Annotated in this window: 16 protein-coding genes and 2 pseudogenes; 5 read left to right on the top strand and 13 right to left on the bottom strand. The window is 73.7% G+C overall.

Going from position 1 to position 21,351, the window contains the following annotated elements; all coding sequences use genetic code 11:
- The first annotated feature begins 10 nt into the window (after positions 1–10).
- The gene (locus ACZ7C5_RS16585) at positions 11–2,077 is read left to right on the top strand and encodes an MDR family MFS transporter (protein ID WP_470322812.1); all 2,067 of its coding nucleotides are present in this window, start codon (positions 11–13) and stop codon (positions 2,075–2,077) included.
- An 8-nt stretch (positions 2,078–2,085) separates the two neighbouring features.
- On the opposite strand, the pseudogene ACZ7C5_RS16580 reads toward ACZ7C5_RS16585, so the two are convergent.
- From ACZ7C5_RS16580 to ACZ7C5_RS16570, 3 genes and pseudogenes are all read right to left on the bottom strand, one after another.
- Positions 2,086–2,618, bottom strand: a pseudogene (locus tag ACZ7C5_RS16580) (Uma2 family endonuclease).
- A gap of 160 nt (positions 2,619–2,778) precedes the next feature.
- Positions 2,779–4,050: an MFS transporter gene (locus ACZ7C5_RS16575; RefSeq protein WP_470322811.1), complete on the bottom strand. Its 1,272-nt coding sequence runs from the start codon at positions 4,048–4,050 to the stop codon at positions 2,779–2,781.
- 139 nt (positions 4,051–4,189) lie between these two features.
- Positions 4,190–4,858 carry a GntR family transcriptional regulator gene (locus tag ACZ7C5_RS16570; RefSeq protein WP_470322810.1) on the bottom strand — a complete coding sequence of 223 codons (669 nt, stop codon included), beginning with the start codon at positions 4,856–4,858 and terminating at the stop codon, positions 4,190–4,192.
- 196 nt (positions 4,859–5,054) lie between these two features.
- Here ACZ7C5_RS16570 and lysA point away from each other — a divergent pair, with 196 nt between their 5' ends.
- Together lysA and ACZ7C5_RS16560 are read left to right on the top strand one after the other, a co-directional pair.
- Positions 5,055–6,407 (top strand): diaminopimelate decarboxylase, encoded by a 1,353-nt coding sequence (gene lysA, locus ACZ7C5_RS16565; protein WP_470322942.1) that lies wholly within the window; start codon positions 5,055–5,057, stop codon positions 6,405–6,407.
- A 28-nt stretch (positions 6,408–6,435) separates the two neighbouring features.
- A complete protein-coding gene (locus ACZ7C5_RS16560; RefSeq protein WP_401083871.1) occupies positions 6,436–7,359 on the top strand; it encodes a LysR family transcriptional regulator in 924 nt (307 codons plus the stop codon).
- A 74-nt stretch (positions 7,360–7,433) separates the two neighbouring features.
- Here ACZ7C5_RS16560 and ACZ7C5_RS16555 read toward each other — a convergent pair whose 3' ends face one another.
- From ACZ7C5_RS16555 to ACZ7C5_RS16525, 7 genes are all read right to left on the bottom strand, one after another.
- Positions 7,434–8,297 (bottom strand): serine hydrolase, encoded by an 864-nt coding sequence (locus ACZ7C5_RS16555; protein ID WP_470322809.1) that lies wholly within the window; start codon positions 8,295–8,297, stop codon positions 7,434–7,436.
- Positions 8,294–9,952 (bottom strand): N-acyl-D-amino-acid deacylase family protein, encoded by a 1,659-nt coding sequence (locus tag ACZ7C5_RS16550; protein WP_401083867.1) that lies wholly within the window; start codon positions 9,950–9,952, stop codon positions 8,294–8,296. The genes ACZ7C5_RS16555 and ACZ7C5_RS16550 overlap by 4 nt, the downstream gene beginning before the upstream one ends.
- Positions 9,952–10,752, bottom strand: a complete 801-nt coding sequence (locus ACZ7C5_RS16545) for an amino acid ABC transporter ATP-binding protein (protein ID WP_317620529.1) — start codon at positions 10,750–10,752, stop codon at positions 9,952–9,954. The genes ACZ7C5_RS16550 and ACZ7C5_RS16545 overlap by 1 nt, the downstream gene beginning before the upstream one ends.
- A 5-nt stretch (positions 10,753–10,757) precedes the next feature.
- Positions 10,758–11,777, bottom strand: a complete 1,020-nt coding sequence (locus tag ACZ7C5_RS16540; RefSeq protein WP_401083865.1) for an amino acid ABC transporter permease — start codon at positions 11,775–11,777, stop codon at positions 10,758–10,760.
- A 31-nt stretch (positions 11,778–11,808) separates the two neighbouring features.
- Complete coding sequence (locus ACZ7C5_RS16535; protein WP_188301782.1) at positions 11,809–12,699, bottom strand: ABC transporter substrate-binding protein; 891 nt, start codon at positions 12,697–12,699, stop codon at positions 11,809–11,811.
- 142 nt (positions 12,700–12,841) lie between these two features.
- Complete coding sequence (locus tag ACZ7C5_RS16530) at positions 12,842–13,699, bottom strand: hypothetical protein (protein ID WP_470322808.1); 858 nt, start codon at positions 13,697–13,699, stop codon at positions 12,842–12,844.
- Between the two features lie 135 nt (positions 13,700–13,834).
- Positions 13,835–16,621: an SdrD B-like domain-containing protein gene (locus ACZ7C5_RS16525; protein ID WP_470322807.1), complete on the bottom strand. Its 2,787-nt coding sequence runs from the start codon at positions 16,619–16,621 to the stop codon at positions 13,835–13,837.
- A gap of 381 nt (positions 16,622–17,002) precedes the next feature.
- Between ACZ7C5_RS16525 and ACZ7C5_RS16520 the strand changes: the two genes are divergently transcribed.
- Positions 17,003–17,290, top strand: coding sequence for an NAD-dependent epimerase/dehydratase family protein (locus ACZ7C5_RS16520; RefSeq protein ID WP_470322806.1), 288 nt, complete (start codon positions 17,003–17,005; stop codon positions 17,288–17,290).
- 271 nt (positions 17,291–17,561) lie between these two features.
- Here ACZ7C5_RS16520 and ACZ7C5_RS16515 read toward each other — a convergent pair whose 3' ends face one another.
- Entirely contained in the window at positions 17,562–18,599 is a 1,038-nt protein-coding gene (locus tag ACZ7C5_RS16515; protein ID WP_188301784.1) for an aldo/keto reductase, read from the bottom strand.
- A gap of 117 nt (positions 18,600–18,716) precedes the next feature.
- Between ACZ7C5_RS16515 and ACZ7C5_RS16510 the strand changes: the two genes are divergently transcribed.
- Complete coding sequence (locus ACZ7C5_RS16510; protein ID WP_401083857.1) at positions 18,717–19,361, top strand: TetR/AcrR family transcriptional regulator; 645 nt, start codon at positions 18,717–18,719, stop codon at positions 19,359–19,361.
- A gap of 72 nt (positions 19,362–19,433) precedes the next feature.
- Here the strand turns inward: ACZ7C5_RS16510 and ACZ7C5_RS16505 are convergent, their stop codons facing one another.
- Together ACZ7C5_RS16505 and ACZ7C5_RS16500 are read right to left on the bottom strand one after the other, a co-directional pair.
- Entirely contained in the window at positions 19,434–20,045 is a 612-nt protein-coding gene (locus tag ACZ7C5_RS16505) for an SUKH-4 family immunity protein (RefSeq protein ID WP_401083855.1), read from the bottom strand.
- A gap of 662 nt (positions 20,046–20,707) precedes the next feature.
- Positions 20,708–21,259: pseudogene (locus ACZ7C5_RS16500) on the bottom strand (TerD family protein); the annotation flags it as partial.
- Positions 21,260–21,351: the final 92 nt, after the last annotated feature.

Genomic DNA, 21,351 nt, shown 5'->3' with positions numbered 1-21,351 from the left:
GGCTGACGGCATGACCGTCGCCACCGAGACCCCGCCGTCCGCCCCACCGGTGCTGGACGTCCGGCAGCGGAACGTCGTCTTCGGCACCATCGTGCTCGGCATGCTGCTGGCCGCCCTGGACCAGACCATCGTCGGCACCGCGCTGCCCACCATCGTCGCGGACCTGGGCGGGGCCGCCCACATGTCCTGGGTGGTGACGTCCTACCTGCTGGCCGAGACGGTGGCCACCGTGCTGGCCGGCAAGTTCGGCGACCTGTACGGCCGCAAGCTGCTGTTCCAGGTCTCGGCGATCGTCTTCGTCGGCGGATCGTTCCTGTGCGGCCTGGCGACCGACATGACGCTGCTGATCGCCTGGCGGGCCGTGCAGGGCATCGGCGCGGGCGGCCTGATGGTCACCTCGATGGCGCTGATCGCGGACGTCATCCCGCTGCGCGAGCGCGGCAAGTACCAGGGCGCGATCGGCGCGGTGTTCGGCGTGGCCACGGTGATCGGGCCGCTGCTGGGCGGGCTGTTCACCGACCACCTGTCCTGGCGCTGGGCGTTCTACGTCAACGTGCCGATCGCGGTCGTGGTGGTGGCCGCGGCCGCCAGGACCATCCCCTCGGTCCGCTCGGCGGTCCGCCCGGTCGTCGACTACCTGGGCATCGTGCTGGTCGCGGCCGGCGCCGGCGCGCTGATCCTGGCGACGAGTTGGAGCGGAAACCAGTACGCCTGGGGCTCCGGGGTGATCATCGGCCTGTTCGTCGGCGGCGCGCTGGCGCTCGGCCTGTTCTGCTGGGTGGAGACCAGGGCGGCCGAACCGATGCTGCCGATGCGGCTGTTCCGCAACCCGGTGTTCACGGTCTGCTCGGTGCTCAGCTTCATCGTCGGTTTCGCCATGCTCGGCGCGCTGACCTTCCTGCCGACCTTCCTCCAGTACGTGGACGGCGACTCGGCGACCGTCTCCGGCGTCCGGACGCTGCCGATGGTGATCGGTCTGCTGATCGCCTCGGTCGGCAGCGGCAACGCGGTCAGCAAGACCGGGCAGTACCGGCTGTTCCCGATCGTCGGCACCGCGGTGATGGCCGTCGGCCTCTACCTGCTCTCCCGGCTGGAACCCGGCACCGGCACCCTCCTGGCGTCCTGCTACATGTTCGTGCTCGGCGTCGGCATCGGGCTGAGCATGCAGGTGCTCACCATCGCCGTGCAGAACACCGTCGACTACGCCGACCTCGGCACCGCCACCTCCGGGGTGACCTTCTTCCGCACCATCGGCAGCTCCTTCGGGACCGCGGTGTTCGGCACCATCTACGCCAACAGCCTGAACACCGAACTCGGCCGGGGCGTCGACGCCGCCGCCCGGCTCACCGGCGCCGACCCCGCCGTGCTCGGCCGCGCCGCCGAGAGCCCCCAGGGCCTGCACCAGCTGCCGGCCGACCAGGCCGCGCCGATCGTCCAGGCCTACTCCGACGCCCTGCACACGGTGTACCTGTGGACCATCCCGGTGGCCGTGGTCGGCTTCCTGGTGGCGCTCTTCCTCAAGCAGGTGCAGCTGCGCGACACCGCCAGGGCGGGCTCCACCGACATGGGCGAGGGCTTCGCCCAGCCGACCACCCCCGACTCCGACCCGCACCTGGAGTACTCGGTCTGCAGGATCGTCCGCGGGGTGGACCTCGACACCGTCCGGACGATCGTCTCCGACGCCGGCACCCGGGTGGACCTGGCCGGAGCCTGGGCGCTGATGGAGGTGACCGGCCACACCAAGGCCGTCGGCCACGCCTCGCTCGACCTCATCGCCGCCCGCAAGCGGGTGCCGCCCGAGGTCCTGGAGCCGGTCTTCGACCGGATGTCCGCCGAGGGCTACCTGCTCCGTGAGGGCGACCGGCTCTCCCCCACCGAGGCCGGCACCCAGGAGATCCGCTCCCTCGGCCGCGCCTGGTCCGACTGGCTCAACGCCCGCCTCGACGCCGACGCCGGCCGCCCCCGCAGCCCCGGGCTCCGCGCCGCGGCCGACGCCATCGCCTGGCGCCTCCTGGTCGAGGACCTCACCAACGGCCTCCCCGCCCACGCCCGCCCCAAGGACGCCGCCAGGGCCTGACCCGGCCGCTACAGGCGGGTGGTGTCGAGGTCGATGTCGAAGGGCTCCGGGAGGCGGACGGGCGTACCGAAGGGGTGCGGGCCGCTCTCGGCGGCGTAGCCGAGCCGGGTCGGCTCGCTGTACAGGGTGCAGCTGCGGTTCTGCCGGTCGACCAGGAGGTAGAGCGGAGCACCGTACTGGCCGTAGCGGCGGCGCTGGACGAGGCGGTCGGTCTCCGCGGTGCAAGGGGAATGACCTCGACGATCAGGAGGGTCTGATCGGGCAGCAGCGCGCCTTCGGTCTTCTCGGCGAGTTCGGCCGGCACGACGGCCAGGTCCGGGATGTACCAGTTCTCGCTGCCGGGCAGGTCGAGGTCGCCGGACCCGGACACCAGATCCAGCTACTCCAGACGCGGGGTGATCTGGCGGCGGACGACCTCGGCGGCGGACTCGTGCGCCCACGATGGCGACATGGGGGTGATGACTCCCTCGATGATCTCGGTGCGGTCGCCCGCCGTATGCCGGATCGCGTACTTCAGTGCCCTCTCGGGGTCGCTGACGATCTGTAGTCGCCAGGGACCTGGGGTGCCGTACTCACAACGCGTCTCCTTCCCATCGCGGATTCTCTCCCAGACCGTACGGCCATTCCCTCGATCGACCGGGATTGGACGTGTCTCGACCGCCTGACCTCCTTGTACGACCGGTTCGTGCCGGAATCCGTTGTCAGTCGGCCGGAACCTCCACGAGGACCGGGGCCGCCGGGGCGGGGAGGTGGCGGCGGGAGGAGAGGACGATCACGGCGAGGCTGGCGAGGGCGAGGGCCGTCACCACGCCGAGCATCACGGTGTAGGAGGCCAGCGGGGAGAGCGCCGCGAGCGCCGCGGGGAGCAGGAAGCCCGAGTAGCACAGCGCGTAGTAGACGCCGGTGATGCCGGCCAGGTCGTCGGGGGTGACGATGCGCTGGATCTCCAGCAGGCCGGAGACCACCCCGATGCCGTAGGCGGCGCCGAGGAAGACCGCGCCGCACAGGCCGAGCAGCGGGGAGCGGAGCGCCGCGTCGCCGGCGCAGACCGCCATGCCGCAGGCCATCAGCACCATGGAGACGATGACGCCGCGCGCCGAGGAGAAGGAGTCCAGGCGCTTGGCGAAGGGCTGGACGAGGGCGCCGGTGCCCAGGGTGAGGACGGTCAGCAGGGTCGCGTAGGCCAGCGACCAGTGGCCGAGCCGGTCACCGACCAGCTGCGGGGTCACCGCGTAGGCGACGCCGGCCGAGCCGAACACCCACGGGGCCATCGGCAGGATGACCCGGACGAAGCGCCGGTGCCCGGCCGCCGGCACCTTGAGGTCGGCCCAGAGGCCGCGGACGGCGACGGTACGGGCCCTGGTCTCCACGGCCTTCGGGAGGAGGAACAGCGCGGGCAGGGTGACCAGCAGGTGGGCGAGGTACGGGGTGACCATCGGCCAGGGGCCCCACTGGGCGAGCACGCCGGCCACCCCGGCGCCGAGGCCGAAGCCGAGGGTCAGGGCGAGCGAGGCGCGGCGGGCGCCGGCCCCCGGGTCTGCGGCCGGGTCGTGCGGGGCCTGGGAGAGCTCCTTGACCCAGCTGGTGCCGACCGCCATCGCGATGCCGACGGCTATGCCGGTGAGGAACCGACCGGCGTAGATGGGGAGTTCACCGGTGACACCGCCGCACAGCACTCCGCTGGCGGCCAGCGAGACGGCCACCGCGCCGATCATCAGCGGGCGCCGCCCGTAGCGGTCCGAGGCCGCGCCGCCGACCAGCAGCCCGGGGACCAGCCCGAGGACGTACGCCCCCAGGAACGCGTCCACGGTGACCTCGGAGTAGCCGCCGAGGTCGCGGTACATCAGCAGCAGCGGGGTGAACTGGTTGCCGCCCCACCCGCAGCAGAGCATGGCCAGGGCCGCGATCAGCCAGGGCCTCCCCCGGCCTGACGGTGCGACGGGACCGGCGGACGGCTGCCGGGTGGTGCTCATGGTGGTGCTGCTCCTTGTCGGATGGTCGGATGGTCGGCGTACCGGCCTGACGGTGCGTCAACATGACGGATCGCCGGGTGCCGGCGGTCCGTCGGGGCGGGCGCGCGAACGGGTGCCGCGCGCCGGAAGGACGGGAAGCTCAGCGGTCGGTGACGGTGCGGTGGGCGTCCAGGTGGGCGCGCAGCGCGGCGCTGAAGCCCTCCGCGTCGCGGGCGGCGATCCGTCCGACCAGCACGGTGTGTTCCTCGACCAGCGAGGCCAGTCGCTGCGGCTGCCGCTCCGGCCGTTCCTGGAGCAGCTGGACGGCCATCCGGCGCTGGCGGTCGCGCAGCGTCCCGTAGAAGCGTTCGGCCAGCTGGTTGCCGGCGGCCGTCACGATGCCCCGGTGGAAGGCCTCGTCGGCGTCGGCGAAGGCGCCGAGGTCGGCCAGGCGGGCGGGTTCGCGCTGCTGGTCGATCAGCCCGGTCAGCTGCCGCACCAGCGGGTCGAGGCCGTCCGGGCGGCGGGTGATCCGGCGCACGGCGGTGCTCTCCAGCGCCTCGCGCAGTTCCAGCACGTCCTCGGCCTCACCGGGCCCGACCGGCACCACGACGGCTCCGCGCTTGGGGAAGAGCTGGAGCAGGCCCTCGGCCTGCAACCGCAGGAAGGCCTCCCGGACCGGGGTGCGGCTGAGCGAGGCGCGCTCGGCGATCTCGCCCTCACTGATCAGCGTGCCGCCGGGGAGGCCCCCGCCGAGGATGAGGTCCTTGGTCAGTTCGTACGCGCGGTCCGCGGCCGGGACGCGGGCGGGAGGCGGGGTGTCGGCCATGGATCACACCGTAGCACCATAGATGCAAGCTTGGATGCAACATCCCGGACGGGCCGTGGTGACCACCGGCAGCATCGATTTCCGCAGCATCGATTTCCGTACTGCTCAGGGCCGGAACAATGCGCTTTCTCACTCCCTCCCCCAGGACCGAGGATGGGCGGGCCAGCCAGCCAGCCGGGAGGAAGCCTTGTCCCCTGTGTCGCCAGCCCTGCCGCCCGTCGATCCGGGCCTGCTGCCGCTCACCGCCGAGTACCGCCCCGAGGGCCTGTCCGTCGGCGGCGTGCTCCTGAGCGAGGCGGCCCGCCGGTACGGCACGCCGCTGTTCGTCTACGACGAGGAGCACCTGCGCCGGCGCTGCCGGGAGGCGGTGGCCGCCTTCGGCCGGGGCAACGTCGCCTACGCCTCCAAGGCCTTCCTGTGCACCGCGATGGCCCGCCTGGCCGCCGAGGAGGGCCTGCTGCTGGACGTCGCCTCCGGCGGCGAGCTGCGCACCGCCCTGTACGCCGGGGTGGCCCCGGACCGGATCGTGCTGCACGGCAACAACAAGGACGAGGCCGAACTGCGCACCGCCCTGACCGTCGGCCTGCGCCACATCGTGGTGGACAGCTTCGACGAGCTGGACCGGATCGAGCGGCTGCACCACGAGAAGGGCCTGCCCCCGGCCCGGATCCAGCTGCGGGTGGCGCCCGGCGTCGCGGCCGGCGCCCACCAGGCCATCCAGACCGGCGGCCACGACTCCAAGTTCGGCTTCGGCCTCGCCGACGGCGCCGCCGCGGCCGCGGTGCGCCGGGCCGAGGCCTCCGCCGCCGTCCGGCTGGAGGGCGTCCACGCCCACGTCGGCTCCCAGGTGCTGGACCCTGCCGAGCTGGCCGACGGAGCCGCCGCGGTGGCCCGGTTCGCGGTGGAGCACGGCCTGCGCCGGCTGACCGTCGGCGGCGGCCTGGGCGTGGCCTACCTGAGCGGGCAGAGCGCCCCCTCCTTCGCCGTCTGGGCCGAGCGGGTCCACGCGGCGGTGCGCGGCGCCGGCTGGAGCGGCGAGGTGGGCGTCGAGCCCGGCCGCTCGATCGCCGCCAGGGCCGGGCTGACCCTGTACCGGGTCGGCACCGTCAAGCGGATCGAGGACGTGCGCACCTACGTCAGCGTCGACGGCGGGATGAGCGACAACCTGCGCCCCGCGCTGTACGGCGCCCGCTACGAGGCCTTCCTGCCGCGCTGCCCCGAGGCCCCCCGCCCGCGGCGCGCCCGGCTGGTCGGCAAGCACTGCGAGAGCGGCGACGTGATCATCGACGACGCCGCGCTCCCCGCCGACCTGCGGGTCGGCGACCTGCTGGCCACCCCGGTGACCGGCGCCTACGGCTACGCCATGGCGTCCAACTACAACAAGCTGCCGAGGCCCGCCGTGGTCTTCGTCCGGAACGGCGAGGCCCGTCTGGTGGTGCGCCGGGAGACCGAGCACGACCTGCTCCGGCTGGACGTCGCCGCCACCGGGGACGGCACCACGGGCAGCACCGGGGAACCGGTCGCTGCGGCGCGGGCGTACACGTCCTGATCCACGACACAGGCCTTAGCCTGGGCCGATGCTGAACAGCGCCCGCCTGCTCGTCCTCCTGGAGATCGCCCGCCGGGGCACCATCGTGGCCGCGGCCCAGGCCCTGCACCTGAGCCCGTCCGCCATCTCGCACCAGCTCGCCCGCCTGGAGCAGGAGCTGGGCGTCGCCCTGGTGGAGCGGGCTCCGCAGTCGCTGCGCCTGACGCCCGCCGGTGTCCGGCTGGCCGAGCACGCCCAGGCGATCGCCGATCTGATGGCCGTGGCGCAGGACGACCTGCGGGCGCACTCGGAGGGCGCGGCGGGCGTGCTGCGGCTCGGCTTCTTCGCGTCCGCGGGGCTGGATCTGCTGCCCCGGGCGCTGGCCGCGTTCGCCGCCGGGCACCCCCAGGTGGAGCTGGAGCTGATCATGGGCCAGCCGCACGAGCTGGTCCCCGACCTGGAGGCGGGCCGACTGGACGCGGCCGTCGTCTTCGAGCACCCGCTGGACCCCTGGTGCCGCCAGGCGGCGGTGGACGTGCGGATGTACTTCGACGAGCCGCAGCTGGTCGTGGTGCCGCTGCGGCACCGGCTCGGGCGGCGCTCGGTGGTGCGGCTCGCCGAGCTGGAGGGCGAGAGCTGGATCGGCACCCACGGCGGCAGCACCGGCGAGCCGGTGCTCGAACGCGCCTGCGCGGCCGAGGGGTTCCGCCCCCGGGTGCGCTGCCGCAGCGACCACTACCAGGTCACCATCAACCTCGCGCGGGCCGGCATGGGCGTCGCGCTGATCCCGGCACTCGGCCTGGCCGACAGCGCCGGGGTACACGTCTGCCGGCTGGACCACCCCCAGCTGCACCGCCGGATCGGCGTGGCCACCCGGGCCACCAACCTCAACCCGGTGCTCCAGGCCTTCCTCGCCGAACTCGGCTCCGCCGCGGGGGAGATCAGGTCACTGCTCGACATGCAGTGGGCCTGAACCCCCGGCGGCGGTTCGTCGTTCTCCGGCCTCCGGCCGGCCACGTCGTGGCCGGCCGGTTCGGCTGGGCCGGTTCAGGCGGCCCGCTGGGCCCAGGCCGCGAGGGCCCGGCCGACGTCGCGGATGGCGTGCACGGCGGCCCGTTCGGTGCTGGGGCCGAGCGCCACGTCCCAGTGCGCGACGACCGCGTAGGCCACCCGCCGGGCGCCCACGATGACGCCCGCGTCCGCCCGCACCCCGGTGTCCGTGCCGGTCTTGTTGGCCACCAGCAGGTGGCCCGGCAGCGGCTCCGGGAAGCCGGGCGCGTACGGGTCGTGGTCGATCAGCGCGGGCACCAGACCGTGGTCGGTGTTGGCGCGCATCCAGTCGAGCAGCCGGGCGGACGCGCCCGGGGAGGCCATGGTGCCGCGGACCGCGAGGGCCACCAGGCGGGCCAGGTCGCGGGCGGTGCCGGTGGCGAACACCGGCGGGACGTCCGGCCCGCGCTCGTCGCGCACCCGGTCGTGCAGGGTCAGCCGGTCCAGTCCGAGCCCGCGCGCCAGCCGTTCGACGGCCGGCAGGCCGACCAGGCGCAGCAGCGCGTTGGTGGCGGTGTTGTCGCTGACCGCGGCGGTCAGCCAGGCCAGGTCCTCCACCGTCCAGCCGGGCCGGCTCAGCCGGCCGAGCAGGCCGGTGCCGCCGGTGACGTCCTCGGGGAGGATCGCCACCGGCTGCCCGGCCGTCAGTTCTCCGCTGTCCAGCCGCCGGGCGACCTCGGCCAGCAGCAGCAGCTTGGAGGCGCTGGCGACGGGCAGCACGACGGTGTCGTCCACCCCGACCGCGCCGCCGCCGTCGGGGGCCTCCGCGTCGGGGGCGTCCACGTCGACGGCGGCCACCGCGAGGGTCAGCGGCAGCGCCGCCGAGCTGCGCGTGGCGGCCGCCACCTGGGCGAGGCTCATCGGACCCGCACCACCTCTCCGGCCCGGCTCGCGGTCGGCCGGCCGCCGCGCACCGCGACCCGGCCGGCCACCACGACGGTCTCCACGCCCACCGGCGGCAGCAGCGGCTGCTCGAAGGTCGCGCTGTCCAGGACGGCCTGCGCGTCCAGCACCACCAGGTCGGCGACGGCGCCGTCGCTGACCACTCCGCGCCCGGCCAGCCCGAACCGCCCGGCGGGCAGGCCGGTCATCTTGTGCACCGCGAGCTCCAACGGCAGCAGCCCCTGCTCGCGCCCGTAGTGGCCGAGCACCCGGGCGAAGCTGCCCGCCCAGCGCGGGTGCGGACGGCCGGGTTTGGGCACGCCGTCCGAGCCGATCATCGACAGCGGGCTGGCAAGCACCCGGCGGACGTCGTCCTCGCGCATCGAGTGGCTGATGATGGTCACCTCGCCCTGTGCCTCCAGCAGCAGGTCGCAGACGTAGTCCACCGGGTCGGCGCCGCGCTCGGCGGCCAGGTCGGCGATCCGGCGGCCCTCGGCCGCCCGGCGGGCCGGGGCGGCGGCCACCGAGATCAGGTCCCAGCCGCCGTTGCCGACGGTGTTCTCCCAGCCCTCGACGCCGTTCGCGATGTCCGCCCGGACGCGGTCCCGCACCTCCTTGCTGCGCAGCCGCTCCAGCAGCGCGGCCGGGCCGCCCTCGCTGGTCCACGGCGGCAGCATCGCGTGCAGCACGGTGCTGCCGGCGGTGTACGGGTAGACGTCGCAGAGCACGTCCACGCCGTCGGCGCGGGCCTGCTCCAGACGCGGCAGGGTCCGCAGGGTGGCGCCCCAGCCGTGCCGGCCCGCGGTCTTGTGGTGGGAGACCTGGAGCGGGGCGCCGGAGCGCACCGCGATCTCCAGCGCCTCCTCCAGCGCCTTCTCCACCTGGGACATCTCGTCGCGCAGGTGCGTCACGTACGGCTTGCCGTGCCGGGCGGCGACCTTCGCCAGGGCCACGATCTCCTCGGTGTCGGCGTAGACGCCGGGCGGGTAGATCAGCCCGGTGGAGAGCCCGGCCGCGCCCTGGCCGAGCGCCCGGTCGAGCAGCCCGCACATGGCGTCCAGCTCCTCGGGGGTGGGCGGCCGGTCCTCGAAGCCCATCACCCCGGCTCGCAGCGTGCCGTGGCCGACCAGCGAGGCGATGTGGTTGCGCCGCAGTTCGGGCCGCTGGCCGGCGGCGAAGGCGTCGAAGTCCTCGGCGGGCAGCACCGGGCCGAGGCCGAAGGAGACCCGCAGGTGCCCGGCCAGCTCGGGCAGCCGCCCGGGCAGCGCGGGGAACAGGCTGATCCCGCAGTTGCCGCTGATCTCGGTGGTGACGCCCTGGAGCAGCGGGGCCAGCCGCAGCTCGTCCAGGGCGTCGCCGTCGGTGTGGGTGCCGCCGCCGAACGGGGCGGCGAGCGCGTCCGAGTGGGTGTGGACGTCGATGAAGCCGGGGGTGACGACCCGTCCGGTGACGTCCAGGGTCTCGGCCGCGGTCACCGCGCTGCCGGGCGGCAGGACGGTGACCCGGCCGCCCCTGACGGCGAGGTCGGCCGGGCGGGCGGGTGCCCCGGTGCCGTCCACCAGGGTGCCGCCGCGCAGCAGCAGGTCGGCCGGGGTCGTGGTCACGTCCGCTCCCATCAGTCCCATCGTTCCCATCAGAGCACCGTCGAGAGGAAGGCCCGGGTGCGGTCGTGCCGGGGGGCGGTGAACACCTCGGCCGGGCTGCCGGCCTCCACCACCGCGCCCTGGTCCATGAAGACGACCCGGTCGGCGACCTCGCGGGCGAAGCCCATCTCGTGGGTGACCACGATCATCGTCATGCCGCTGCGGGCGAGGTCGCGCATCACGCCGAGCACCTCGCCGACCAGCTCCGGGTCGAGGGCCGAGGTCGGCTCGTCGAAGAGCATCAGGGTCGGTTCCATGGCCAGTGCCCTGGCGATGGCGACCCGTTGCTGCTGGCCGCCGGAGAGCTGGGCCGGATAGTGGTCGGCGCGGTCGGCCAGGCCGACCCGGTCGAGCAGTTCGCGGGCCTGGCGCTCGGCCTCCGCGCGCGGGCGGCGCTTGACCGCGATCGGGCCCTCCATCACGTTCTGGAGCGCGGTGCGGTGCGGGAAGAGGTGGAAGCGCTGGAAGACCATGCCGATCCGCTCGCGCTGGTGGCGGATGTCGCGCGGCCGGCGCTCGCGGAGCTTGTCGCCGGTGGTGCCGTGCGGCTCGTAGCCGACCGGTTCGCCGTCCACCTCGATCCGCCCGGCGTCGATCTTCTCCAGGTGGTTGAAGCAGCGCAGCAGCGTGGACTTGCCGGAGCCCGAGGGCCCGATCACGCAGAGCACCTCCCCCGACCTGACCTCCAGGTCGATGCCGCGCAGCACCTCCAGGTCCCCGAAGTGCTTGCGCACCTTCCGGGCCGACAGGACCACCTCGGCGGCCGTCCCTCCCGGCGCGTCCAGGTCGATCGTCCTCACTTGCCCTCCCCCTTCTTCGTCACACGCTTGCGCGCTCCGCCGCGCCCGGGCCGCAGGTTCGCCAGCACCCTGCGGTGCAGCGGCGGCGGGGCACCGGCCGGATTGAACTTCCGCTCCACCGCGTGCTGGGCGATGCTCGCGATGGTGGTGAGCACCAGGTACCAGATGGACGCGACGATCAGCAGCGCGATGACCTCGAAGTTGGCGAGGTAGAGGTGCTGCGAGACGGTCATCAGGTCGGCGCCGGCGATGACCGAGACCAGCGAGGTGGTCTTCAGCATCGAGATGAACTGGTTGCCGAACGGCGGGATGATCACCCGCATCGCCTGCGGCAGCATCACGCGGGTGAGGATCTGCCGGTTGGACATGCCCAGCGAGGCGCCGGCCTCGCGCTGCCCGGGGTCGACGCTCTGGATGCCGGCCCGGACGATCTCCGACATGTAGGCGCCCTCGTTGATCGACAGGCCGAGCAGCGCCGCCACGAAGCCGGTGATCAGGGTGTTGGACTGCCAGCTGACCAGCTTGGGCCCGTCGAACGGGATGCCGATGCTGATCTCGGGGAACAGCAGCGCCAGGTTGAACCAGAAGATCAGCTGGACCAGCAGCGGGGTGCCGCGGAAGAACCAGGTGTACGCCCCGGCGGTGGTCCGCAGCACCGGGTTGTCGGACAGCTGCATCACCGCCACGACCACGCCGATGACGATTCCCACCACCTGGGAGATCAGGGTGAGCTGGACCGTCACCCAGAGCCCGTCCAGGATCACGCCGTCGAACTGGTACTTGGCGACGATGTCCCAGTGCAGGTTGGGGTTGACGATGACCGTCCAGGCGAGCCAGACGGCGAAGAAGGCCGCCGCCAGCACGGCGAACCAGCGGGCCGGGCGGGGGCGCCCGGTCACCTCGAAGGCCAGGTCGTCGTCGACGGCTCCCGCGGCGGACGGCGCGTGGCCGGCCGGGACGGCCTTCGGGGCGCTGTCGGGCTTCAGGGGGTCGGCGGGCATCGCGGGGTCTCTCATGTCGGTGCTCATCTCGTCGGTGCCGCCGTTCTCACTGCGCCGCGTTGACGGTGGCGCGCTCCACCGCGCTGCCGCCGACCTGGTAGGTGTCCAGGACCTTGCGGTACTCACCGCTCTCGATCAGCTCCTGGAGCGCCTTCTGCACCGCGTCGCGCAGCCCGGAGTCCTTCTTCGCCACCGCGATGCCCCACGGAGCCGTCCCGTACTGGTCGGGCAGCACCTCGTAGGAGCCGCTGTTCTGGACGAACATCTGCGCCACCGGGTAGTCCACGATGGTGGCCACGGCCCGCTCGCTGTCCAGCTGGAGGAGCCCGGTCGGGGCGTCCTCGCTCTGCGAGATCGTCATCTTGGTGGCGCACTTGGCGTTCTGCTGCTCGCCGATCTCCAGGTTGGAGCTGCCCTTGGCGAGGACCACCTTCTTGCCGCAGAGGTCCTCGATGGACTTGATGCCCTCCGGGTTGCCCTTCTTCGTCATGATCACGCCGCCGGTGCGGAAGTAGTCGACGAAGTCGACGGCCTGGCGGCGCTGGGCGCTGTCCGTCATGGAGGACATCACCAGGTCGTAGCGGCCGGCCTGGAGGCCGGGGATCAGGCCGTCGAAGGAGGAGTTGGAGAGTTCGAGCTTCAGGCCGAGCTTCCCGGCGACGGCGGCGGCGAGGTCCGGGTCGACCCCGGTCAGTTCGGTGGTTCCGGGCTTGTACATCTCCATCGGCGGGTAGCCGACGGAGGTGGCCACTCTGAGCACGCCGCTCTGCTTGTTCTTCTCGGGGAGCAGCTCGGTGGCGCTCTTCCCGGAGTTCTGGCCGGCCTGCGCTGCTCCGGCGGCCGGGGAGCCGCCCTGGTCGGAGCGCCCGCAGGCGGTGGCGGCCAGGACGACCAGGGACAGTGCGGCCAGACAGCGCAGGGAACGGGGGCGGTTCATCGGCTACTCCCTCGGGCGGTGACGGTGCGCCGATGCTGGCAGCCGAATCCCGGTGAACGGAAGATGATGAAGCTATTGCTGCCTCACCAACGATTTTTGTACGGCTGACCGCTCTGTCCTGCGGACTTCCGCCCGCGCCGGGTCAGCCGGTGAGCCAGGGGGCCTCGGGCAGCTTGGCGTCCGCCTGCCGTCCGGCGAGGTCGACGGTGGTCGGGGTGCCCAGCCCCGGCATCCGCATCGTGACCCGGCGCAGTCCGCCGTCGCCGTCGACCCAGTAGGTCAGCGGCGAGCGGGCACCGTCGGGCGCGGCGCCCTGGGCGCGCGGACCGGCGATGCGGTCGTGGTCGCGGCCGTCGATCCGGTCCCGGCCCAGCCAGCGGGCCCCGGACTGGGCGAGCAGCAGCGGGTTGTCGGGACGGTCCGCGCCGAGTTGGACCAGCAGGTTCAGCCCGGCGTCCAGCGGGTCCGCCGTGTAGGTCCGGGGTGACCAGCCCTGGCGCGGGATGTGCTCGGCCAGCTGCCAGGCCGGGGCGTCGGAGCCGGTGCCGGTGCTCGTGCCGGTGCCGGTGCTCGTGCCGGTGCCGGCCGTGGGGGCGGCAGTGGAGGCGGTGCCGGCCGGCTCGGGGGCCAGGCCGAGGCCGCCGGTGTCCCAGACGATCAGCCCGTGGTCCATCGGGCCGCTCGCGCCGGTGGTCCGGTAGCGGCCCACGCCCCGGTGGTTGCGGTAGTCGACGATCCCCTCGACCCGGATGCTCACGCCCCCGCCCTCGTCGGCCGTGAGCACCACGGACACCGGGCTCGCCTGATAGAGGTTCAGCCGCGACAGGGCGAGCCGGCCCGCCTCGTCGGTGGTCACCGGGCGTTCGGTGGCCTCGTCGGAGACCGCCCGGTAGGCGACCAGGCCGCCCGCCGCGGCGCCGCACACCAGGATCGCGATCAGTGCCGTGAGCCGGCCGGCCCGTCGGGGCGCGCGGCCGTCGGCCTTCGTCTTGCGGGGCATGCGGTCCGCTCCCTTTCCTCGGTCGGTCATGACGGTCGGGCGGGTCCGGGGACCGTTCGGTCCCCGGACCCGCCCGACCTGTCCCGGTGCGGGTCTCCCCGCACCGGGCTCCCCACGCGGGGCTCCCGGAAGAGGCTAGCCGCGCCGGGCGGACCTGCGCCTACGACCCGTCAGCACCATCGCGGCGCCGAGGGTGATCAGCCCCGCCGCGCCGGTCAGCAGGACCGGCATCCCGTCGCCCGCACCGGTGTTGGGCAGGTGCCCGGGTGCGGGGGCCGGCGGCGCCGGCGGTGCCGGGGGCACCGGAGCCGCCGTCGTCGGCGCCGGGGTCGGCGTCTCGGTCGGGGTCGGCGTCGGCGTCGGCGTCGGGGTGGGCGTCGGGGTGGGGATCAGCGTGTTGACGGCCGTCACCTCCACACCGGCGTCGAGGTTCGCCGGGGTCAGCACCAGCGGGCCGAAGACAGTGACCTTCGGGGCCTCGTAGCCCTCCGGCGGGCTCAGCTCCTGCCAGTAGTACGTTCCGGGCAGCCCGGTGCCCTGGCAGAGGCCGTCGGCCGCGGTGGTGCAGGGCTCGCCGACCTTGGCGTCGGGCTTGTCGCCGGTCGGCTGGAGCCCGTCGGTCCCGTTGGTCTCGTGCCACAGCTGGAACTTGGCGCCGGCCAGCGGCTTGCCGTCCTGGTCGTGCTTGACCAGGCGCAGCGCGCCCTCCTGCTGACGGAAGCCGAAGTCGTAGGTGTGGTCGTTCTCGCCGGGGCCTCCGGTGGTCAGCGCCCGCTCCGGGTACTTGCCGTCCTTGGGGACGATGCCCTTGGAGTCGATGAAGCGGTTGTCACCGACGTCGTGGCCGGTCGGCACCCACTGGAAGAGGGGGCCGTCCTTGGCGTAGTCCGCCGGGTCGTCCAGCTTGATCGTGTACTTGGTCCGCGGCTTGAGGCCGCCGTCGACGTTGCTGTCGTCGAAGTAGTACTCGCCGCGCTTGGTCGTCTTGGTGGTGCCGACGAGCTTCCCCGACTCGTCGTACAGGTGGACGGTCGCGCCCGGCACCGGCTTCTGGCCCGGCAGTTGGAGGCCGCTGCGCTCGGGGTCGTACCAGACCCGGTTGCCGATCTGGAGCGGAGCCTGGTCGCAGAGGACCTCCAGGTCGCCCATCGCGGCACCCTTGCCGAACGCCGGGTACGGACCGACCGGGTTGAGCCGCAGGCCGCCGTCCGGCTTGCCGTCGCGCTTGACGAAGGCGCTGCCGTAGCCGAAGGCCATGCCGTTGCTGTCGTAGCCCGAAGTCGCGATGGAGTCCTCGACCTTCGAGAACGCCATCCCGGCGTTCGCCGGGTTGTTGTGGCCGATGCGGAAGTTGTCGAAGAACCGCTGGCCCCGGGCCGTGGAACCGCAGCCCAGGTTCGTGTCCAGCACGTAGGTGCCGTTCGCCGGGCAGGCCTTGAGGAGGTCACCGCCGGACAGCACGGTGGACATCGTGCCGGCCGTCGGTCCGGCCGCCGACTGGTCGCCGAAGCGGTCCCGGAAGGCGAGCAGCATCGAGCCGTCGGTCTCGAAGGCGATCTCGGCCACCGCCGGCTCGGGGTTGGCCATGTAGTTCGCCCCGCAGGCCTGACCGTTCTGCGAGGACGGGAAGGTGTCCTGCCACGGGAACCAGGCGGAGCCGGGGCACGGCCCGCCGACCGTGGTGCCGCGCGGGTAGTCGAGCGGCTGGTCCAGCACGGGCGCCTTGAAGGTGCCCGTGGCCAGGTCGAACGGCAGCACCAGGGCGCGCAGGTCCGAGGCCTTGCCGGCGGACTCGCCCGAGCAGACGCCGCCGGCGAAGAGGACGCCGTCCTGGAGGCCGAGGCCGTACGGACGCCAGTCCCCGGCCGCCGGGCAGCCCGGGTCGGGGATCGGGTAGGCGGCCTTCGGCTCGGCCGCCGTCGCCGCGGTGGCGTCGTAGCGGTAGAGCTTGCGGTCGTGGAGGTTGACGACGAACAGGTCCTTGCCGTCGTCGGTGACCTTGATCGCGCCGAGGCTCTCCTTGCCCACCGCGGGCAGGAAGCCGTCGTCGTTGCCCGGGCCGTGCGGGGTGGTGCCCGCGTCCGGGACGGTGGCGAACAGTGTGGTCTTCTTCTGCGCCACGTCGGTGACGTAGATGCCGCCGGGGCCTCCGGGGCCGTAGCTGGTGCTCCGCTTGGCCTGGGCCGAGGCGAACACCCGCCGGTCGGCCTTGTTCCAGGCGATGCCGTAGAGGTTCCCGGTCTGTTCGCCCGTGGCCAGGTCGGTCACGGTCGCGTCGGTGCCCGCCACGCCCCGGGAGTTGTACGGGTAGGACACCAGCGTGTGCCCCGCCCCGCCCTCCCGGGTCGCCGGCTGGCAGGTCGTCACCAGCGGCGCGTTCTTCTGGCAGTAGTCACCCGGGCTCCACAGCCCCGTGGTGAGTTCGACCGTCTTGCCGCCGGAGAGGTCGACGAACTCCTCGTTGGAGCTCAGCTGGTTCGGCGCGCCGTCCAGGCCCTGGCGCGAGGCGAAGGCCGGGTAGAGCACGCCCGGCTTCGGATTCACCACCTGGACCCGGTACTTGCCGCCGGTGAGCTTGGTGGCCGGCGCCAGCGTCACCGTTCCGTCGGCCGCCGTGGTGCCCTCGACGGACACCCCTGCGGCATCGGTGAGCGTCACCTTCACGCCCGCCGTCCCCGATTCGAGTCCGGGCGTCCACACCCCGTCGGTGTCCACGGCCCGGATCACCCGGACCTTCACCGTCCCGTCGCCGGCCGCCGGGAAGGCCGAAGGGGCCGCCGCCAACGAGCAGGCGCCGATCGCCACGGCCAGCGCCACCGCGCCGCCCGCGGTGCGACGGCCGGAGGCCCGGCGCTCGGGCCCGCCCGACCGCCGGTCCGGGCCGCGCCCGGTACCGACGGTTCGTTCACTTGTCGTCGTCATCCCTGCTCTCATCGTCCAGTTGGGCCTTCCGGCCGGCCTCGCGAGCGAGTTCCCGAGTGGCGAAAAGCCGTCATTGTTAACGGGAGCTTAAAGGGGATTCACACAAGTTCGCCGGGAAACAAGGAACTTTGACGTTTCCCCAGACGTCACAAGGCCGTCACGGTCCACTGCCCGCCACCGCCGCCGGGCGACTGACCAGCGGCGACCGGCCGGGCACCTTCCGAAACCCCCCACGACCGCCGCCACGTGCGGTCGACCGTCGAACACGGTTCCCCCCGGAACCGTCCACACCGCTCCCCGACTCGCTTACCCCACGCACAACTTGCGCAACAACCGGGCACCGGGTGGCCGCACCGCGGCCCGGACTGGCACGATGTCCGAATGCGCATTCTGGTCATCGGCGGAACCCGCTTCATCGGCCTCCACTTCGCGGAGGCGGCACTGGCCGCCGGACACGAGGTCACGGTGGTGCACCGGGGCCGGTCCGGCGCCGGACTGCTCCCGGACGCCACCCACCTGATCGCCGACCGGGACGCCGGCCTCGCCACCGGGCTGGCGCTCCGCCCGGTGGCCGAAACCGCCCGCGGGATCGGGCCGTTCGAACCCCAGCCGGAGACACTCACCCCCGCCGGGGAGGCCGAGCTGCTCGCCGCCTGGCACCGGCGGTAGCCGCCGCGGCCGCCGGTCCGGCCCCGGCCCGGACATCTCCCGGGCCGGGGCCCACTCCGCGTGCCCGCGCACCCGCACCCTGACGGCACGTCACGACGGTGCCCCCAAGGGGGCGGGCCGCTCTCCGCTTCCGGCAACCGGCGGAGCTCCGAAGTGGACAGGCTGTTCTCCCGGCTCCCAGCGGACTCACCCGGCCGGCCGTCATCGACCGACCGTGCCGCCCCGCGAGCCGGCCCCCGAGGAGCCCCGGCATGACGTCCCCCGCCGGGCCTCAGCCGGCGAGCGGCGGGTTGAGCCGGGCGAAGGCCTCCTGCCGGCGGTACGGGAAGTACGGGTACGGCGCGGTGCGGGCGCTGGCCGCGTCCAGCCGGGCCACCTGCTCCTCCGTCAGGGCCCAGCCGACCGCGCCGAGGTTCTGCCGCAACTGCTCCTCGTTGCGGGCCCCGATGATGACCGAGGAGACGGTCGGCCGGCGCAGCAGCCAGTTGATCGCCACCTGGGGAACGGTGCGCCCGGTCTCGGCGGCGACCTCGTCCAGCGCGTCGACCACCCGGTGGAGCAGCTCGTCCTCGACCGGCGGGCCGTAGTCCGCGGTGTCGTGCAGCCGGCTGCCGGCCGGGAGCGGCTGCCCGCGCCGGATCCTCCCGGTGAGCCGGCCCCAGCCGAGCGGGCTCCACACGAGCGCGCCGACGCCCTCCTCCCGGGCGAGCGGCATCAGCTCCCACTCGTAGTCGCGGCCGACCAGGGAGTAGTAGACCTGGTGGGCGGCGTAGCGCGGGCGGCCGTGCCGGTCGGCCAGGGCGAGGGACTTCATCAGCTGCCAGCCGGAGAAGTTGGAGACGCCGGTGTAGCGGATCTTGCCGGCCCGGACCAGGTCCTCCAGGGTCGCGAGCACCTCCTCGATCGGGGTGCCGGCGTCGTAGGCGTGCAGCTGGAACAGGTCCAGGTAGTCGGTGCCGAGGCGGCGCAGCGCGTCGTCGACGCTCCGGACCAGCCGGGCGCGGGAGGTGCCGGCGTCCTGGGGGCCCTCGCCGGTGGGCAGGCCGGCCTTGGTGGAGATCAGCACCTGGTCACGGCGGCCGCGGACGGCCTGGCCGAGCACCTCCTCGGAGGCGCCGTCGGAGTAGACGTCGGCGGTGTCGAAGAGGGTGACCCCGGCGTCGATGGCGATGTCGAGCAGCCGGCGGGCCTCCTGGACGTCGGTGGTGCCCCAGGCCCCGAACAGCGGCCCGCGGCCGCCGAAGGTGCCGGTGCCGAGGCTGAGCGCGGGCACCTTGAGCCCGGACGTGCCGAGCCGGCGGTACTCCATGTCGGTGGTGGTGGTCATGACGATTCTCCCCTCGAAGCCCATAATGGGACTCTCGTTCCGTTAGGATGTCCTGAACCTAACAGACTCCACGCCTCTAATGGAACAGGAATCCCGTTAATGGCCGTCGAGCCCCCCTCGCCCGCGCAGCCCGAGCCCTCCACGCCCGGCACCGTCCGCCCCGGCGGCCGGACCGCCCGGGTCCGCGCCGCCGTCCTGCGCGCCGCCGAGGACGCCCTGGTCGAGCACGGCTTCAGCGGCCTCGACCTCGGCGACATCGCCCAGCGGGCCGAGGTCGGCCGCACCACCGTCTACCGCCGCTGGGGCAGCACCACCGCCCTGGTCGCCGACCTGCTCGCGGACATGGCCGAGCAGTCGCTGCCGCACACCGACAGCGGTTCCCTCGCCGGGGACCTGCGGGCCAACGCCCGGCTCGTCCGGCGCACCCTGGCGGATCCCCGGCAGGGCGCGCTGTTCCGCGCCGTCCTCGTGGCGGCGAACTGCGACCCGGACGCGGCCGAGGCACTGCGGCACTTCTACCGGCGCCGGGTCGAGGAGTGGGCGCCGTGCGTCACCGCGGCCGTCGAGCGCGGCGAACTCCCGCCGGACACCGACGCGTTCGAGGTCGTCCGGGCGGTCTCGGCACCGCTCTACTACCGGATGCTCACCACCGCGGAGCCCTTGGACGAGGCCGCCGCCGACCGCGCGGCCCAGGCCGCCGAGGCGGCGGCCAGGGCCGGGGCGTACCGGCGCCGGGGCGACTGACCGTACGGACCGCGGGCACGGCGAACGGCCGCACGGCGCAGGCGCGGTGTGCGGCCGTCGGGCCCGGGGCGGTCAGCCCTCGTCCGGGTCCTCCTGGTACTCCTCGCGCAGGCTCTCCAGCAGGCCCGCCCAGAGGTCCGACTCCTCCGGCCCCTGCCCCAACTCCTCCACCAGCGCGGCGAACTCGTCCAGCGCGGCCCTGGCGTCCCCCTCGCGGATCCGCTCCTCCAGCCCGGCCGGCAGCGCCAGCGCGCCGATCAGCGCGGGCAGTGAGTCGGCCGCCCGCCCGCCGTCGCCGCGGCCGTGGTCCCAGCCGTCCGGATGGTAGATCCGCACGGCGCCGGTGTCGCCGGCCACCATCAGGTGCAGTTCGTCGAACCTCCCGACGCAGTACCCCCAGTTGCCCGGCGGGGTGTCGTCGTCCGACGTGCGCTCGCCGAACAGCTCGTCCAGGTCCGCCTCCCACATCCCGCGCCCGGGCAGGTCCGTGGCGTCGAAGCCGACGAAGTCGAGCCCGACGGCCGGCACCCCGACCTCGCCCAGGAACGCCCGGGCGCCCGGCGCCGTCAGCCGCTCGGGCAGGGTCTCGGGGCGCCAGAGCGTGCCCGGGCCGAAGCAGGACTCCAGCCAGGCCGCGGAGGGGTTCCCGGCGGCGGCCGGCAGCCCGGCGTCGAGCGTGGTCATCGGTGCGTCTCCCCCGGTCGGAACGGTGCTCCGCCGCCATTCAAGCGCACCGCACCGACAGCGAGGGCCGCCGGGGAGCACCCCCGACGGCCCTCGCCGAACCGCGGCCTGACGGCTTAGAAGAAGCCGTCGTCCTCGTAGTGGTTGTTGACGACCACCTGCGGGTCGTCGTCGAAGGCCTCGTTCAGCAGCGCGCCGCCGACCAGGCCGGCCGCACCCGCGCCGATCAGCGCGCCGGTGCCGAAGCGCCGCCCGCCCTGGGCCTGCTGGCCAGGCACCTGCGGCTGGCCCTGCTGGACCTGTTGCGGATAGCCGCCCTGCTGCACCGGCTGCGGGTAGCCGCCCTGCGCCGGGGTGTAGAACGGCGGGAGGTTGGTCTGCACCCGCTGGGCACAGGCCACGCAGGCCTCGATCTGGCGCGGGACGCCCCACTGCGGCGACCACAGCACCGCCGCACCGGCGGCGCCGTGCGAGGGGTCGAAGAAACACGTCACGGGGGAACTCCCTGCTCCTGGCTGGTTCATCGGAACGACGGGCGCGGCCGCGGGCGGCACCGGGGCCGCGAGCGGCATGGGCGGGGCAACCGGCGGCGCGGGCGGCGCCGCGGGGGCGGCCGGAGCGGGGGCGGCCGGAGCGGGCGCGGCGGCGGGAGCCGGTTGCAGGACGTCCACGCCGAAGTCCGTGGCGATGCCCGCGAGCCCCTCGACGTAGCCCTGCCCGACCGCCCTGAACTTCCAGTCCGCGCCGTGCCGGTACAGCTCGCCGAACACCATCGCCGTCTCGCGGCCGGCCTCCGACGCCACGTCGTACCGGACCACCTCGGCGCCGCTGTCCGGGTCGGTGACCCGGATGTGGGCGCCGCCGACCTGCCCGAAGGACTGCCGGCGCTGAGCCGCGTCGTAGATCGCCACCGCGAAGACGATCTTCTCCACCGAGGCGGGGACGTCCGCCGTCGTGACCTCGATCTGCTCCCGGTCGACCCCGTCGCCGGACCCGCCCAGGTGACGGACCGAGCCGTCCGGGCTCCGCAGGTTGTTGAAGAACACGAAGTGCTGGTCCGAGGCGACCTTCCCGGACGCCCCGCAGAGCAGCGCGCTGGCGTCCAGGTCGTACCCGGGCCCGGCCGTCCAGCCGATCCCCACCCGGGCCACCCGCAGCCCGGGGGCCTGCTTGCCCAGGGAGACGTTGCCGCCCTTCGTCAGGGCCACGCTCATGGAACTTCCTCCACCACCGTACGAGTACCGCTGTCCGAATACGACAACGCTGTAGAACTCGCGACGGTTCCCGGTCGAACCGTCAGCTTTCC

Source organism: Kitasatospora sp. NPDC036993, from assembly GCF_055607525.1.
The sequence above is the reverse complement of the archived record's forward strand: the minus strand, read 5'-3'. Positions and strand labels throughout refer to the sequence as shown.

Bases quoted from the DNA above. Each gene is read 5' to 3' on its own strand.
- ACZ7C5_RS16555 (WP_470322809.1), bottom strand. From the start codon at position 8,297: ATGAGCCTCGCCCAGGTGGCGGCCGCCACGCGCAGCTCGGCGGCGCTG.
- ACZ7C5_RS16535 (WP_188301782.1), bottom strand. From the start codon at position 12,699: ATGAACCGCCCCCGTTCCCTGCGCTGTCTGGCCGCACTGTCCCTGGTC.
- ACZ7C5_RS16540 (WP_401083865.1), bottom strand. From the start codon at position 11,777: ATGAGAGACCCCGCGATGCCCGCCGACCCCCTGAAGCCCGACAGCGCC.
- ACZ7C5_RS16530 (WP_470322808.1), bottom strand. From the start codon at position 13,699: ATGCCCCGCAAGACGAAGGCCGACGGCCGCGCGCCCCGACGGGCCGGC.
- ACZ7C5_RS16585 (WP_470322812.1), top strand. From the start codon at position 11: ATGACCGTCGCCACCGAGACCCCGCCGTCCGCCCCACCGGTGCTGGAC.
- ACZ7C5_RS16575 (WP_470322811.1), bottom strand. From the start codon at position 4,050: ATGAGCACCACCCGGCAGCCGTCCGCCGGTCCCGTCGCACCGTCAGGC.
- ACZ7C5_RS16570 (WP_470322810.1), bottom strand. From the start codon at position 4,858: ATGGCCGACACCCCGCCTCCCGCCCGCGTCCCGGCCGCGGACCGCGCG.
- ACZ7C5_RS16520 (WP_470322806.1), top strand. From the start codon at position 17,003: ATGCGCATTCTGGTCATCGGCGGAACCCGCTTCATCGGCCTCCACTTC.
- ACZ7C5_RS16550 (WP_401083867.1), bottom strand. From the start codon at position 9,952: ATGGGAACGATGGGACTGATGGGAGCGGACGTGACCACGACCCCGGCC.
- ACZ7C5_RS16510 (WP_401083857.1), top strand. From the start codon at position 18,717: ATGGCCGTCGAGCCCCCCTCGCCCGCGCAGCCCGAGCCCTCCACGCCC.
- ACZ7C5_RS16525 (WP_470322807.1), bottom strand. From the start codon at position 16,621: ATGACGACGACAAGTGAACGAACCGTCGGTACCGGGCGCGGCCCGGAC.
- ACZ7C5_RS16560 (WP_401083871.1), top strand. From the start codon at position 6,436: ATGCTGAACAGCGCCCGCCTGCTCGTCCTCCTGGAGATCGCCCGCCGG.
- ACZ7C5_RS16505 (WP_401083855.1), bottom strand. From the start codon at position 20,045: ATGACCACGCTCGACGCCGGGCTGCCGGCCGCCGCCGGGAACCCCTCC.
- ACZ7C5_RS16515 (WP_188301784.1), bottom strand. From the start codon at position 18,599: ATGGAGTACCGCCGGCTCGGCACGTCCGGGCTCAAGGTGCCCGCGCTC.